Annotated in this window: 15 protein-coding genes, 2 tRNA genes and 1 other RNA gene; 3 read left to right on the plus strand and 15 right to left on the minus strand. The window is 22.6% G+C overall.

The window, feature by feature from the left end; all coding sequences use genetic code 11:
- The first annotated feature begins 21 nt into the window (after nucleotides 1-21).
- Nucleotides 22-1,416: an argininosuccinate lyase gene (argH, locus tag D9V79_RS00205; RefSeq protein ID WP_158351543.1), complete on the plus strand. Its 1,395-nt coding sequence runs from the start codon at nucleotides 22-24 to the stop codon at nucleotides 1,414-1,416.
- 200 nt (nucleotides 1,417-1,616) lie between these two features.
- Here the strand turns inward: argH and rpoD are convergent, their stop codons facing one another.
- From rpoD to rpsU, 3 genes are all read right to left on the minus strand, one after another.
- Nucleotides 1,617-3,563 carry an RNA polymerase sigma factor RpoD gene (rpoD, locus tag D9V79_RS00210; protein ID WP_158351545.1) on the minus strand — a complete coding sequence of 649 codons (1,947 nt, stop codon included), beginning with the start codon at nucleotides 3,561-3,563 and terminating at the stop codon, nucleotides 1,617-1,619.
- 107 nt (nucleotides 3,564-3,670) lie between these two features.
- On the minus strand, nucleotides 3,671-5,431 hold the full coding sequence (dnaG, locus tag D9V79_RS00215; RefSeq protein ID WP_158351548.1) for a DNA primase: 1,761 nt from the start codon (nucleotides 5,429-5,431) through the stop codon (nucleotides 3,671-3,673).
- Nucleotides 5,432-5,511: 80 nt separating this feature from the next.
- Nucleotides 5,512-5,727 (minus strand): 30S ribosomal protein S21, encoded by a 216-nt coding sequence (gene rpsU / locus D9V79_RS00220; RefSeq protein WP_158351551.1) that lies wholly within the window; start codon nucleotides 5,725-5,727, stop codon nucleotides 5,512-5,514.
- Nucleotides 5,728-5,867: 140 nt separating this feature from the next.
- Between rpsU and tsaD the strand changes: the two genes are divergently transcribed.
- On the plus strand, nucleotides 5,868-6,872 hold the full coding sequence (tsaD, locus tag D9V79_RS00225; RefSeq protein WP_158351553.1) for a tRNA (adenosine(37)-N6)-threonylcarbamoyltransferase complex transferase subunit TsaD: 1,005 nt from the start codon (nucleotides 5,868-5,870) through the stop codon (nucleotides 6,870-6,872).
- A gap of 14 nt (nucleotides 6,873-6,886) precedes the next feature.
- Here the strand turns inward: tsaD and ribB are convergent, their stop codons facing one another.
- The 6 genes from ribB to D9V79_RS00255 all read right to left on the minus strand — a co-directional run bounded on the left by ribB (nucleotide 6,887) and on the right by D9V79_RS00255 (nucleotide 11,174).
- Nucleotides 6,887-7,516, minus strand: a complete 630-nt coding sequence (ribB, locus tag D9V79_RS00230; protein ID WP_158351555.1) for a 3,4-dihydroxy-2-butanone-4-phosphate synthase — start codon at nucleotides 7,514-7,516, stop codon at nucleotides 6,887-6,889.
- Nucleotides 7,517-7,690: 174 nt separating this feature from the next.
- Nucleotides 7,691-8,188, minus strand: coding sequence for a PTS glucose transporter subunit IIA (crr, locus tag D9V79_RS00235; RefSeq protein WP_158351557.1), 498 nt, complete (start codon nucleotides 8,186-8,188; stop codon nucleotides 7,691-7,693).
- Between the two features lie 21 nt (nucleotides 8,189-8,209).
- Nucleotides 8,210-9,946, minus strand: coding sequence for a phosphoenolpyruvate-protein phosphotransferase PtsI (gene ptsI / locus D9V79_RS00240; protein WP_158351559.1), 1,737 nt, complete (start codon nucleotides 9,944-9,946; stop codon nucleotides 8,210-8,212).
- 61 nt (nucleotides 9,947-10,007) lie between these two features.
- Complete coding sequence (locus tag D9V79_RS00245; RefSeq protein ID WP_158351561.1) at nucleotides 10,008-10,265, minus strand: HPr family phosphocarrier protein; 258 nt, start codon at nucleotides 10,263-10,265, stop codon at nucleotides 10,008-10,010.
- Nucleotides 10,266-10,995: 730 nt separating this feature from the next.
- A tRNA-Lys gene (locus D9V79_RS00250) sits at nucleotides 10,996-11,068 on the minus strand.
- A 33-nt stretch (nucleotides 11,069-11,101) separates the two neighbouring features.
- Nucleotides 11,102-11,174: transfer RNA gene (locus tag D9V79_RS00255), tRNA-Val, on the minus strand.
- 145 nt (nucleotides 11,175-11,319) lie between these two features.
- On the opposite strand from D9V79_RS00255, the gene gltX reads away from it, so the two are divergent.
- Entirely contained in the window at nucleotides 11,320-12,720 is a 1,401-nt protein-coding gene (gene gltX, locus D9V79_RS00260; RefSeq protein WP_158351564.1) for a glutamate--tRNA ligase, read from the plus strand.
- Between the two features lie 156 nt (nucleotides 12,721-12,876).
- Here gltX and rpmG read toward each other — a convergent pair whose 3' ends face one another.
- The 6 genes from rpmG to D9V79_RS01975 form a co-directional block, all read right to left on the minus strand.
- Nucleotides 12,877-13,044, minus strand: coding sequence for a 50S ribosomal protein L33 (gene rpmG / locus D9V79_RS00265; protein ID WP_158351566.1), 168 nt, complete (start codon nucleotides 13,042-13,044; stop codon nucleotides 12,877-12,879).
- A 3-nt stretch (nucleotides 13,045-13,047) separates the two neighbouring features.
- Entirely contained in the window at nucleotides 13,048-13,272 is a 225-nt protein-coding gene (gene rpmB / locus D9V79_RS00270; protein ID WP_158351568.1) for a 50S ribosomal protein L28, read from the minus strand.
- A 55-nt stretch (nucleotides 13,273-13,327) separates the two neighbouring features.
- Nucleotides 13,328-13,876: an inorganic diphosphatase gene (ppa, locus tag D9V79_RS00275; protein WP_158351570.1), complete on the minus strand. Its 549-nt coding sequence runs from the start codon at nucleotides 13,874-13,876 to the stop codon at nucleotides 13,328-13,330.
- A 651-nt stretch (nucleotides 13,877-14,527) separates the two neighbouring features.
- Nucleotides 14,528-14,936, minus strand: an RNA gene (gene rnpB, locus D9V79_RS00280) — RNase P RNA component class A.
- Between the two features lie 23 nt (nucleotides 14,937-14,959).
- Complete coding sequence (gene rsmI, locus D9V79_RS00285) at nucleotides 14,960-15,577, minus strand: 16S rRNA (cytidine(1402)-2'-O)-methyltransferase (RefSeq protein ID WP_410051750.1); 618 nt, start codon at nucleotides 15,575-15,577, stop codon at nucleotides 14,960-14,962.
- On the minus strand, nucleotides 15,568-15,816 hold the full coding sequence (locus D9V79_RS01975; RefSeq protein ID WP_410051749.1) for an SAM-dependent methyltransferase: 249 nt from the start codon (nucleotides 15,814-15,816) through the stop codon (nucleotides 15,568-15,570). The genes rsmI and D9V79_RS01975 overlap by 10 nt, the downstream gene beginning before the upstream one ends.
- Between the last annotated feature and the right edge of the window lie 62 nt (nucleotides 15,817-15,878).

A 15,878-nucleotide genomic window follows, 5' to 3' on the forward strand; every position in this document is an offset into this window, starting at 1 on the left:
AAATATTTAAAGGTTAATATAATGAAGAATAATAAAACCACATTATGGGGAGGAAGATTTAATCAAAAATCTAATCAATTATTTCAAAATTTTAATAATTCTTTACATATTGATTATCGTCTCGCTAAATATGATATTCAAAGTTCTATTGCATGGTCAAAAGCATTAAAACAATGTTACGTCTTAACTAAACAAGAACAAATAAAAATTCAAAATGCATTAAACATATTATTAAATCAAATACATCAAAATCCAAAAAATATATTAGACAGCAACGAAGAAGACATACATAGTTGGGTAGAATCAAAATTAGTCGGTATGTTAGGAACATTGGCTAAAAAATTAAATACTGGACGTAGTCGTAATGATCAGGTTACAACAGATCTAAAATTATGGTGTAAAGATATAATTATCAAGTTATTAAATTATTTAATAAAATTGCAACATACATTATTGATTACAGCGGAAAAAACTATCAATGATATTATGCCTGGATATACACATTTACAACGAGCACAACCTATCACATTTGCTTATTGGTGTTTAGCATATATTGAAATGTTTATACGTGATGAAAATAGATTACAAGAAACTTTAAAAAGAATTGATATTAGTCCCTTAGGATCAGGAGCATTATGTGGTACGACATGGTTAATTGATAGGAAAAAATTGGCATTACGATTAGGATTTTCTAAAATTACTAAAAATAGTTTAGATGCAGTATCTGACCGAGACTATGTAATTGAATTATTATCTAATGCTTCAATTAGTATGATGCATTTATCACGTTTTTCTGAAGATTTAATATTTTTTAATTCTGGTGAATCAAATTTTATTGAATTATCTGATGCTATTACTTCTGGATCATCGTTAATGCCTCAAAAGAAAAACCCAGATGCATTAGAATTAATTCGGGGAAAATCGAGTCGGGTTTATGGTTATTTAATATCTATGTTGGTATTATTAAAAGGTTTACCTTTATCTTATAATAAAGACATGCAAGAAGATAAAGAAAACTTATTTTATGGATTAGATATTTGGAAAAATTGTTTAAAAATTTCTATATTAGTTTTACAATCCATTAAAATAAAACACGATATATGTTCAGAATCTGCAAAAAAAGGATATTCTAATGCTACTGAATTAGCAGATTACTTAGTTAAAAAAGGAATGTCTTTTCGAACATCACATCATATTTCTGGACAAATTGTTTTAAAAGCAATGAAATATAACTGTCCTTTAGAAAATTTAAGTTTATCGATGCTACGAAATTATAGTATTTTTTTTGATAAAGATATATATGATAAATTAAGTTTACATTCTTGTATCAATAGTAGAAATTCACAAGGAGGTGTTTCATTTTCAGAAGTATTAAAATCGATTAATCGAATTAAAAAAAATAAATTTTATATATAAACACATTATTTAATTTATATAAATAAATTTTAATTATTATAGATTTCTAACACATTACTACTTTAATAAGGTTTTGATTCTATTTATATAAATAGAATCAAAACCTTATTAAGGTATTTATTTGTTTATAAAGATAATTTAAACAAATAATTTATTGTTAATTATACATAATAAAAGATATAAATATTTAAAATATTTTTTTAATCTTTTAAAAAATGTTTTAATATTTCTGAACGACTAGGATGTCGTAATTTACGTAAAGCTTTTGCTTCTATTTGACGAATTCTTTCTCGTGTTACATCAAATTGTTTTCCTACTTCTTCTAAAGTATGATCAGTATGCATATCAATTCCAAATCGCATTCTCAATACTGTTGCTTCTCGAGGATTTAATCCAGACAAGATATTATATGTAGCGGTTTTTAAATTTTCAGCTGTTGCAGATTCTACAGGTAATTCTAAATTATTATCTTCTATAAAATCTCCTAAATATGAATCTTCATCATCACCAATTGGTGTTTCCATAGATATTGGTTCTTTTGCTATTTTTAAAATTTTTCTAATTTTTTCTTTTGGTATAGACATCCGAACAGATAATTCTTCTGGTGTTGGTTCTCTTCCAATTTCTTGTAGTATTTGTCGTGAAATTCTATTTAATTTATTAATGGTTTCAATCATATGTACAGGAATACGAATGGTTCGTGCTTGATCAGCAATAGATCGAGTAATAGCTTGTCTAATCCACCATGTGGCGTAAGTTGAAAATTTATACCCCCGACGATATTCAAATTTGTCTACTGCTTTCATTAATCCAATATTTCCTTCTTGTATTAAATCAAGAAATTGTAAACCACGATTAGTGTATTTTTTTGCAATAGAAATAACTAATCTTAAATTTGCTTCTACCATATCCTTTTTAGCGCGTTGTGATTTTGCTTTTCCAATAGACATTCTTTTATTAATATTTTTCATACAACTAATAGTTAATCCAATTTGTTTTTCTATATGTATTAATTTATCCATTATAAAAAAAATACTTTTTTTAACTTTTTTTAATTTTTGAGCCCATAATGTATTAATTTTTTCTATTACATTAATCCAATTTTTATTTGTTTCATTACCAAGAAATAAATGTATAAATTGTTTTTTGGGAATATTACATTCTTCTACACATATTTTCATGATTAAACGTTCTTGTTTTCTGATTTTAGCAATAACATGACGAATATGTTTGATAATACATTCAGATTGTTTAGGAACTAATTTAAATGTACGAAATTGTAATACTAATTTATTAATTTCAACAATCGAATCTTTATGTTGTCTACCTTTTTGTTTGATAATAGAATTTGTTTTATCAAATTGTATTTTTAATTTTTCAAACTTACGTTTTGCTAATTTTGGATCTACATAATATTCACTTTCATCATCCTGATTGATATTATGTAAGATATTTTTTTTATTTTTATCACAATTTTTTAATTCATTTTTTTCATTATTTATTATATTGTCGTTTGTTTTGTTTGATTTAACACTATTTAGTATAGCGTTTTCATTATTATATTCAGAATCAACGAATCCTGTTATTATATCAGACAATTTTATTTGTCCTGTTTGAATACGTTGGTATTCTTTAAAAATATGTTCTATAGCTGCTGGATATTCAGAAATAGAATATTTAATTTGTTGCATGCCTTCTTCAATTCTTTTTGCTATTTTAATTTCACCATCTCGGGTTAATAATTTAACTGTACCCATTTCACGCATATACATTCGAACAGGATCGGTTGTACGATTAAATTCTTTTTCATTTAACAACATTTCTTGTTCTTCTGAATGAATAATATCTTCATAAATAGTATTTCTTTTTATATTATTCTTCGTTTGTATTTTATGTTTATTTTTATAATTGTGTATATCTTGATAATGATGATTATATATAGTTTGATCTTGTTTAATACTAATATCCATATCATGTAGTATTTTCATGATATTTTTTATTGTATTAGGCTTCATACTGTCTTTAGGTAAATACTTATAGATTTCAGAATGAGTAAGATAACCATATTTTTTACCTTTATTAAGTAATGTTTTAATTTTTAAAGATAATTTTTTATTTTTTCGTAATTGATACGTGAATTTTTTCATCTTATATTGTCTACATATTTATTTATTTTATATAATAATATAAAACTAAAAATATAACATTTGTCAATATATATTTAATAAATGTAACAAATTACTAAAATTTTATATTATTTTATTTTTCTTTGAGACAATATTTTATTAATCTTCCATAATTTATATTTTTCTTGTTTATTTAAACCTAAAATATAAAATTTATCAATTAATTTTTTATATTTATTTTCTAAATTTATATTATAAATTTTTTTAATTAAATCCGAAAAAACTTTTTTTTTATTATTTGGATTTATCATATTATCCCAATAAGCGAATTTATTAATAATATTAAAAATAGTTTTTTGATCTCTATATAATTCAATTAATTGACCAGTATTTAATTTTTTATATTTACGACATAATTTAAAAATTTGAATAAAAAAAGATAATCCAGATATTATATGGCTTGGTATTTTATTTATGTTATTAGGAACAAACTGAAAAAAATCAGGATTTTGTACAATTAAACTGATTAAAATATTCATATTAGTCTTTTTAATTATTTGATCTATATATTTAAATTCATTCTTTTGATTAATATAAAATATTTTTTGTAATTGATATTCGTCTACAATATCTATTTTCAATCCTATAGCACGACGAAAATATATTTTTGTTAATACACTAGGTATGGTATTAATTAATGGCATAGATAAATTTAGCAATTTAATTTTACCATTTATGGAACATAAATTAACTTTTTTTAATAAAGTATGTAAAAAAAAATCTAATATATTAACTGATTGATTAATTCTATTTTTAAATTTTTTTGTTCCTTCTTTATGAATGATACTATCTGGATCTTCATTTATAGGTAAAAATATGAATTTAATATTATAACCGTCATGCATATATGGTAATATCTTTTTCAATGTTCTCCATGCAGCTTTTTCTCCGGAATTATCACCATCATAACAAAAAATAATTTTTTTAGTAGTTTTAAAAAGTTTTTGTATTTGTTGATTTGTTATTGATGTTCCTAATGTAGATACTACATTTTTTATATTAAATTGAGTTAATGAGATAACATCAAAATATCCTTCAACTATTAATAAATATTTTGGTTTAGGATTTTGTAATTTAGTTTCATAAATACCATATATTTGTTTTCCTTTATCAAATATTTCAGTATTTGGAGAATTAATATATTTAGATTGGTTATGATTTAATATTCTACCTCCAAATCCAATAATGTTGCCATATTCATTTTTAATTGGAAAAGTTATTCGATCATGAAACCGATCATATAGATAACCTATGTTTGTTTTAACTAAAATACCACATGTTATCAGATTGGGAATATGATCGTTATGTGTAAACATTTTACTCTTAAGTATATTTATTGTATCAAAAGAAAAACCAATATTAAAATAGTTAATCATGTTTGGATCAATTTTTCTATTTTTTAAATATGTATGTATTTTTTTACATTTACGTGATTGTAAATTTTTCTGATATATTGTTGATATTTCTTTGATACTATTATATAGTTTTTGTTTTTTATGATTTAATTCGTTATAATATTTATTATATTTATTAGTAGGTATTTTAATTCCACTACTATATGCAAGTTCTTTAATACTTTCTAAAAACGTTAATTGATTATATTTTATTAAAAAATCAATGACATTACCATGTATGTGACAACCAAAACAATAAAAATATTGTTTTTCAGAATTGATTGTAAATGATGGTGTTTTTTCATTATGGAAAGGACATAAAGCAATATAGTTATTTCCACTTTTTTTGAGTGTAACGCGCGTATTAATTACATCAACAATATTAATATTTTTTAAAATTTCATGGATAAAATCTTTTGATATAAAATTTTTCATATCATATTTGTATATTTTTGTTTAAATATGATGATTTCTTATTAAAATGTAGATATTTATTGGAAATCATATTATGTCTTTTAGTACATACGTATTTTTTTTGCATTTTCTCGTGATAATTTTTTTGCTAATCTTTTAATTGCAGAGGCTCGCGATCGTTTTCTTTTAGTGGTAGGTTTTTCATAAAATTCTCTTTTTCGCATTTCTGATAATATTCCAGCTTTTTCACAAGATCGTTTAAATCTTCTTAAAGCTATATCAAATGGTTCATTTTCACGAACTTTAATTATAGGCATAATAATTATTTTCTTTATTTTTTTATTTTTTATATTTATGGTATATGAAATTTAATAATATTTCAACTAATAATTTATATTATTCATTATTATAATGTTTATTTAAAGTAATTTAAATTTTTTAAACTGTAGGTTTAAATGTGCGTATATTAGGCATTGAAACATCATTTGATGATACTGGAGTAGCTATTTATGATAGTCAATTTGGAATATTAATTAATGAGTTATGTAGTCAAACACATATTCATAATGAACATGGTGGTGTACTTCCTGAATTAGCATCTAGAGAACATCTGAATACACTGGCATCGTTAATTCAGTATACTTTAAATAAGGTTAAAATATCTTTAAATGATATAGATGGTATTGCATACACTGCAGGTCCAGGATTATCTGGAACGTTACTGATTGGTGCAACATTAAGTTTTTCGCTTTCATTTTCTTGTAATATACCTATTATTCCAATACATCATATGGAAGGTCATTTGTTAACGCCTATGATTGAAAATAATTATCTTTCATTTCCTTTTATTGGATTATTAATTTCAGGTAAACATACTCAATTAATTTATGCATATCAATTAGGAAAATATAAAATATTGGGTGCAACTTTAGATGATGCTATAGGAGAAACATTTGATAAAATTGCTAAAGTATTAGGTTTAGGTTATCCAGGCGGTTTAGCATTATCTAATTTTGCAAGACAAGGCATATCTAAAACATTTTTATTTCCTAAACCAATGAAATATCATAATGATTTAAATTTTAGTTTTTCAGGATTAAAAACTTTTACTATAAATCTTATTAATAAAAATATTAATAATATACAATTATTATATAACATTGCTAAAGAATTTGAAAATACTATAATAAGTATGTTACTTCATAAATGTAAAATTATATTTGAACAAACAGGTTTGAGTAAATTAATTGTTTCTGGTGGTGTAAGTACTAATCAACGAATAATAAAAAAATTAAATTATATGATGAATAAATATCATGGAAAAATATTTATTTCACGATTAGATTTTTGTACAGATAATGCTGCTATGATTGCATATGTTGGTTCTATATATGTTAAGATAAAATCTTTTAATATACCTAATATTTTTATTCAACCAAGATGGTTAATTAGTCATATTTAAAATAATTATAATATTTATTTTATATACGATATTAAATCTTTGATTGTTACTATAGGAATATTATTTATTTTAGAAAATTTTATTATTTCATTGATTTTAGACATACTACCATCTTTATTTGTTAATTCACAAATGACACTCATAGGTTTAAACCCAGATAACATCATTAATTCAATAGATGCTTCTGTATGTCCTAATCGTGACAATATTCCTTTGTTATGTGCACAAAGCGGAAACACATGACCTGGTTTATGAAAATCAGAAGATTTTGCTATATCTGGAATAGCTGTTTTAATGGTTTTTAATCGATCATGTGCGGACACTCCTGTGGATACTCCATATGCTGCTTCAATACTAACTGTAAATCCTGTACTGTACGTACTAGTATTATGTTCTACCATCATAGGTAAATTTAATTTTTTTCTTTTAGCTTCTGTAATACATAAACAAACAATTCCACTTCCATAACGAATCATTAATGCCATTTGTTTTATAGTTATATTTTCACATGAAAAAACTAAATCTCCTTCGTTTTCTCTTTTTTCATCATCGGTAATAATAACGCCATTACGATTTTTTAAAGCATGAATTGCAGTTTCTACTCTTTGTATTGTGTTTCCAAATTGTGATAATAAATTATGCATAAATGTAAAACCTATTGTATATTTTATAATATGTATATTATTAATTTAATGTATTTATTTTTTCATTATTGTAAATATTTAAGTTTATGTTTTTGTTATTGGTATTTAATTATATTATATATTTATGATACTACATAACAGCATTTATAAGTATTATGATTATAAAATATGATTTTATTTAGTTACTTTCATAATTATTGTTTTTCCTTCAATTGCTTGTCCTTCATATTTTTTAATTATTTTGTTATGTTTAACATTGGATATAATTATCGGTGTTATAATTGATTTGGCTTTTTTAGTTAAAAAATCTAAATCATATTTAATGATTGTATCACCTACGTTAACTTTTTGATTTTCTTGAGCAATTTTTTGAAATCCTTTACCTTTTAATAGAATAGTATCAATTCCAAAATGTACAAAAATTTCAATTTTATTTTTTGTTACAATTGAGAAAGCGTGCATAGTTTTGAAAATTGTTCCAATAATACCTTGTACAGGTGCAACTATTTTATTTCCAGATGGTTCAATAGCTATACCATCTCCAATAATTTTTTTTGAAAATACTTCATCTGGTACTTTTTTTATATTGTGAATGGTTCCTGATATTGGTGCAAAGATATTTGTTTCTTGTTGTGATGGGTTTATTTTAAATATTTTATGTAGTAAATTCAAAATTTTATCCTTAATGGTGATTTATATAGTTACATTATGTTTTAATAACATCATAAATTGTTGTATTAATTTCATTATATTGTAAATATTTTTTTGTTTTAATACTTGTTGTGTTATTCTTTTTGCATCATATAATGTTACTTTTCGAATAATATTTTTAATTTTTAAAATAGAAGAAGGATTCGTGCTAAATTCATCTAATCCCATACCTAATAATAAGATAGTGGCTAGTTCATTGCTTGCTAATTCTCCACACATACCAGTCCATTTTCCGTTTTTATGTGATATTTGAATTACTTTATGAATTAAAGATAATACGGATGGATGAAATGGATTATATAATTTAGATACTAATTGATTACCCCGATCAACAGCTAGAGTATATTGTGTTAAATCATTTGTACCAATACTAAAAAAATCCACTTCTTTAATTAAATGTTCAGCAATAATCGCAGATGATGGTGTTTCAATCATAATTCCTATTGGAATATTAGAATCAAACAATATCCTTTTTTTATTTAAATCTTGTTTTATTTGTTTTATTTCTTCTTTGAGTGTTTGAATTTCTTCTATGGAAATAATCATAGGAAATAATATTCTTAATCTTCCAAATTGTGATGCTCTTAATATCGCTCTTAATTGAGTATATAATATTTCTTTTTTATCTAAGCTGATTCTTATTGCTCTCCATCCTAAAAAGGGGTTTTCTTCTTTTTTGAAGTGCATATATGGGATTTTTTTATCACCACCAATATCTAATGTTCTTATAGTAACTGATTGATTTTTCATTTTTTGAGCTATTGTTTTGTATGATACGAATTGTTCATCTTCTGAAGGTAATTTAGTACGTTCCATAAATAAAAATTCAGTACGATATAATCCTATAGATTGAGCACCGTATTTTTGTGCATAATTTAGATCGTTTATATTTCCAATATTAGCACTGATTTCTATTTTGTGGTTGTCAAGAGTTATAGGTGATAAATGTTTTATTTTATTTAGATTTTGTTTTTTAAAATATTCTTTTTTTTGGATTATTTTTATTTGATTAATAGTTTCTTGTTTTGGATTAATAATAATTTGATTGTTTACTGCATTAAGAATAATACAGTCATTATTTTTAATTTGATTTAAAATATTTGTAACACCAACTATAGCTGGAATTGATAATGATCGTGCCATAATGGCGGTATGTGCAGTGTAACCTCCTAATTCAGTAATAAATCCTAATATATATTTAAAGTTCATTTGTGCTATTTCAGATGGAGTTAAATCATGAGCGATCAGGATTACTTTTTCTTGAATTTCTTTTAAATTTATTGTATTTATTTTCAGTAAATTTCTTAAAATTCGATTTCTAATATCTTGAATGTCAATTGCTCTGTTTTTTAAGTACTCGTCTTGAATATCATTTAAATAGTTAATTTGTTTAGAAAGAATTAAATTTACTGCATGTTCTGCAGTATTTAATTGTTGTTTTATTGATAATATTATTTCTTTTTCTAATTCTTGATCTTTTAAGATCATAATATGACTTGTAAAAATATTTTCTTTTTTATTTTTGAAGAATTTTTTTGATTTATCTTTAATTTTTTCTAATTGGTTTATTGTTTCTTTTTTAGCGTCTAAAAATTTGTTAATTTCTTTATCAATATGATTTGGAGGTATTTGATATGTATAAATATTAATTGATTTTTCTTTGATTAATAAGGCTTTTCCAATAGCGATTCCGGGTGATGCTAAAATTCCTGAAATCATAATATAACCTTTTATTTATATTTAAAAAGTATTTTAAGTAAATTGTGTAAGATATTTTCATTTATTTCAGATTTTGAATGACTTTACTTAATTTTTGAATAGCGTCTTGTTCATCTGGTCCTGAAGCAGATAAAACAATTTGAGAATTTTTTATTAATCCTAAGGTTTGCAATTTAAATAAACTTTTTGCATTGATAGTTTTGTCTTTAAATGTGATGGTAATATCTGATGTAAATTTTTGAGCGTGGTTGACAAGTATTGCTGCTGGTCGAATATGTAATCCGTTTTGTGTAGTAATTGTAATGGTTTTTTGAAGCATATACGAACCTTTTATTTTTTAATTATGTATAATTTTATTATGAATTATAGTATTAACATTTTGGATATTATGTAATATTATTTTTATTGAATATGTATTTATTATATTGATTTATATAATATAGTTAATTAACTTTTTATTTTATTAAAATATTAAATTTATATTTTGTATTTGATATGTTATTTTAATATTATAATTTTGATATATGTTTTTATATCGATTAATATTTTTAAGTTTTGAAATATATTCTATTTCTCAATAGAATATTGAATATTTTATATAATTATTCATATAATATGAAAATTAAAGTATATACATATACTTCTAAATGTGTATGTGATTAAATAAATAAAATTGTTTATTATATTAGATTATATTTAATTATAATACATTATTTTAATTTTTTATTCTTTAATTATTATATATAGAAGTATATATTATTTACTTTTATATATATTGTATTTAATTTTTTAAGATTGATTGTTTAAACTTTAAATTTTATAAAATAGTGTATAATTATTAATATCGATTATATAATCTTATCTGTAAATAGTATTTTATAAATTCGATTTAGTTTTTTATTAATGCTTAATACATAATGTGTATATAAATTTTAATATATTATTTTATTGATTTTGTATTTCTACTTTAATGTATGGCATATTAATAATAAATTTTTTAGGATATAATATAATTTATGTATTGTATAGTGTAAATGATTATTTTTATATGGGTCGTGCGGGATTCGAACCTGCGACCAATTGATTAAAAGTCAACTGCTCTGCCAACTGAGCTAACGACCCTATTTGATTAGATAATATAGACTTATTTTTAAATAGGTGATGACGGACTTGAACCGCCGACTTCCTCCGTGTAAAGGAGGCGCTCTACCAACTGAGCTAATCACCTTTTTTTGATATATCTTAACACCTGCGGACAAGTGAAATTATATATTCTAAAAAAAAAATAGTCAATATTTTTTTTAAAATGTTTGTATTTATGTTAGTATAAATTGTATAAATTTTTTAATAATATTATAAAATGAAGGAAAAATATGGAAATTCGAACTCGTTTTGCTCCTAGTTCTACTGGAGATTTACATATCGGAAGTGTTCGTACAGCATTTTATTCGTGGTTATTTTCTAAATGTTTTAATGGAATTTTTATTCTTCGTATTGAAGATACTGATATAGTAAGATCCAACTCTATATATGTTAAAAATATTTTAGAAACATTAAGATGGTTAGATATTGATTGGGACAAAGGTCCTTATTTTCAAAGTCAACGGTTATCTTTATATAAAGAAAAAATTAATGAAATGTTAGAAATTGGGGTTGCTTATAAATGTTATTGTACTGTTGATAGATTAAAAAAAATTCGTTTATTACAAATATTACATGGTAAAAAACCAAAATATGATCAAAAATGTAGAAATATACCTTTAAATAAACAAGGTAGTGACAATTATGTTATACGTTTTAAAAATCCTAATTGGGGTAAAGTAGTATTTTCAGATATAATTAGAGGAACGATTGTTTTTAATAATTCAGAATTGGATGACTTAATTATTCAACGTCAAAATGGTCTTCCGACATATAATTTTTGTTCAATTATTGATGATTTAGAAATGAAAATAACACATGTTATTAGAGGAGAAGATCATATTAATAATACACCAAGACAAATTAATATTTTAAAATCTTTAGGTTCGAACATTCCTATTTATACACATGTTTCTATGGTAGTTGATGATAAAAAAAATAATTTATCTAAAAGAAAAAATGCTTGTAGCATTTTACAATATAAAAAAGAAGGATTTTTTAAGGAATCAGTTTTAAATTATTTATTTAAATTAGGTTGGTCATATAATAATCAAGAATTTTATTCTTTAACAGATATGAAAAAAATATTTTCTTTGAAGATGCTTAATAAATCTCCTAGTACTTTTAGTATTAAAAAACTTTTATGGTTTAATCAATATTATTTGAATGTATTACCTATTGATGATTATTTAATAAATAATTTTAAGATGTTTTTACATGTACCAAAAATATTATTACAAGATCGTTTTAAATTAGCACGAATTATAAAACTTTTTAGAAAGCGTGGTAAAACATTAAAAGAAATAGCGTTACAATCTCATTTCTTTTTTTGTGATATTAAAATTAATAAAGATTTAATAAATAAATATTTATTCCCAAATTATAAAAAAATATTTATAATGATATATTGTGATTTATTTTATATTGATCATTGGAATCATATCAATATTATGATGGTGATTAAGAATATATCTGTTCGTTTTCGATTATCTAATCATCATATTTGTATGCCACTTCGTATATTCATGACCGGTGTAGATGTTTCACCCAACATTAGTATTATAATGGATATTATAGGTAAAAGAGAATCTTTAAAACGAATCAAAAAGTTGTTATACTACTCTAATATGTAATATATTATTGTTGTCATAATATTGAAATATTTTATATAGATCTGTAGTTTAATTTTATAGATTTTGTATATATCAAAAAGATATTAAACAAACTGTTTATTATTATTGAATCATTGTATTGATAAGAATAAAATTGTAATATATTGTATAATTAATTTATTTAATTTTTATTTCTTTATATAGAACATGTTTTCTAATTATAGGATCGTATTTTTTTAATTCTATTTTTTCTGGTTTAGATCGTTTATTTTTAGTAGTTGTGTAGAAATGTTTTGTTCCCGCGGAAGATATAAGTTTAATTTTTTCTCTTGTTGTTTTTGCCATTTGTTATCCTTTATTTATATTTTTCAGTATTGTTTCAATACCTTTTTTGTCAATCATTCTCATACCTTGCATAGATATTTTTAATTTAATAAATTTTTTTTTACTAGGTATCCAAAATTTATGATTTTGTAAATTAGGAGAGAATTTTTTTTTTGTTGCGTTCATTGCATGTGATCGATTATTTCCAAACATAGGTTTTTTTTTTGTTATTTGGCATTGTTTAGACATATTTATATTTCTCGTTATATTATAGTGTATTTAAAGTATATAGTTGTAAATAATATTATAAAACATTTTTAACTGTATTTTTTACGGCTTGGTTAATTGATAACATGATTTCTTTTTGAGCCGATTGTGCATTTTCTAGTCCAATAATTTTTACCCATTTACCCGGCTCTAAATCTTTATAATGTGTAAAGAAATGAACAATTTTTTGTTTTGTTAAGTTAGGTAAGTCGTTAATGTCTATAATTTTTTTATAATCATTATGAATTTTTTCATGGGGGATAGCAATAATTTTTGAATCTTCTCCTGATTCATCAATCATTCTTAATAATCCAATAGGTCTGCATTGGATAACACAACTCGGTTGTAAAGAATATTCTATAGGTATTAAAACATCTAAGGGATCTCCATCATTAGCTAATGTGTTGTTTATATACCCATAGTTACATGGATATACCATAGATGTATTTATAAATCGATCTACATATAGTGTTTCTGTTTTTTTATCCATTTCATATTTAATTGGGTGTGAATAAAGAGGTATTTCAATAATTACATAAATATCATTTGGAACTTTAACGCCTGTTGGAACATATTTTAAATTCATAATTTTTTATAATTGTATTAATTGTATATGTATAATATATTAACATATTGTAATTGGAATAATTGTTTTTTATATTCATGTATTGACGTATCAATATTATGAATATTTATAGAAATATAATATAATGTTTATTTTATATAAATTATTTTATAATATTTTAAATTGTATGTTTTTATTGAATTGTGTGATTTAAAAATTTTTGTGATGATCATATAATATATTTATTATTTAAAATTTATTTATAATATATGATATGTAATATAGTTATATGTGATTTCATAAAAACCATTAATATTTATTATATTGGATATAAAATGATATAGGTGAAATTATCGTATTTTAACGTGTTTTATTATTTGATATTTATAATTTTTATTGCATATATTAATAAATTGTATTATTTAATTATATAAAATGGTATATTATTTTAATTATCGAATAAAATTAAATATTTTATATATAAATTTAAAAGATAAAAAATTTTAAATTTTTTTTATATTTCATAATTTTATATAAATAATTATTTTATTTATGTTGTTATTATTGATTTTTATTTGTATAATATTTTTCTAATTTCTGTAATATAAATGGAGATATAATAGATAAATGTATCATTTAGATTATAATTTTAATATGTAATAAAAATTTACATAATAAAATTGACCTATAAGCCGGGTTCTGTAAGAAACAGTCATTTATCTAAACCCCAAAAAAAAAAAAAAAAAAAAAAAAAAAATTACTTTACGGTTTCAGCAGTTTACCCAGATTTTATGATACAGAGCTGTACGTAATCTTATTTAACTTTTCTCCAGGCGGAGTTTGCATAGCCATATTTATTACTAAATATGCGGTGTGCTTTTAACACTCCTTTTCACCCTTACTTAAATATTTTATATAATAATGATAAAATATTATATGTAATTCAAGCGGTATTTTTTCTGTTGCACTTGTCGTCAGCATTAATACTTCCCAGGGATTATCTGGCGCCTTGCTCTATGGAGCCCGGACTTTCCTCTATTTAATATTATCATTGTTAAATAGCGACTGTTTGGTCAATTTTATGTGTTTATAGTAATATATTTTTTATTTTTTGTCATTTTTAATATATTGTATAATATTTTTATATAATTCATTTTTATTAGTTTTGTGTATTAATGCAGTTAATTGTATGGATTTTGTGATTGATATTTCGGAATTTAGTAGCAAAAATGTATTTAATATTTTTTTAGGTAAAAAATGAATATTTTTTTTTTTATAACCTTTTATAATAATAATTATTTCTCCTTTTTGTTTTAGTTGATTGTTTTTTAACCATAGTAAGATATTTTGTGATTTTCCATATTTAATTTTTTCCCATTTTTTTGTTATTTCTTTTGCAAGAGTAATTTTTTTATCAGGACCTAAAATTGTAATAATGTCTTTTAAGCTGTCTAAAATACGATGACATGATTCATATATAATTGTTGTTGTTTGTTTTGTTTTTAATTTTTGTAAAAAATTTATTCTTTTTATTTTTTTTTTAGGTATAAAACCTTTATAACAAAATTGATTACTTGGTATACCGGATGCACTTAAAGCTGTTATAGCAGCGCATGCTCCAGGAAGTGGTATAACTGTAATATTTTTTTTATGACATTTCTGAATTAATGGGTATCCTGGATCGTTAACAACTGGAGTACCTGCGTTTGAAACTAAAGCAATATTTTTTTTTTTAACATAATAATTATTTGTTTGGTTTGTTTATTTTCATTATGATTATGTAAAGATATTATCGAAGTGTTAATATTAAATACTTTTAATAAAATTTTTGTATGTTTTGTGTTTTCTGAAGCTATTAGATCAACATTTTTTAAAGTATTAATAGCTCTTATAGTAATATCTTCTAAATTTCCGATAGGAGTTGGAACAATGTACAGTTTTCCGATATATCGTTTTATCATATTATATTCTTATATATATATTTTGTTTATTTATTCAATAATGTTATAATACATTATATATT

The sequence above is a fragment of the Buchnera aphidicola (Stegophylla sp.) genome (assembly GCF_005080785.1).
GTDB classification, from domain to species: Bacteria; Pseudomonadota; Gammaproteobacteria; order Enterobacterales; family Enterobacteriaceae; genus Buchnera_L; species Buchnera_L aphidicola_AQ.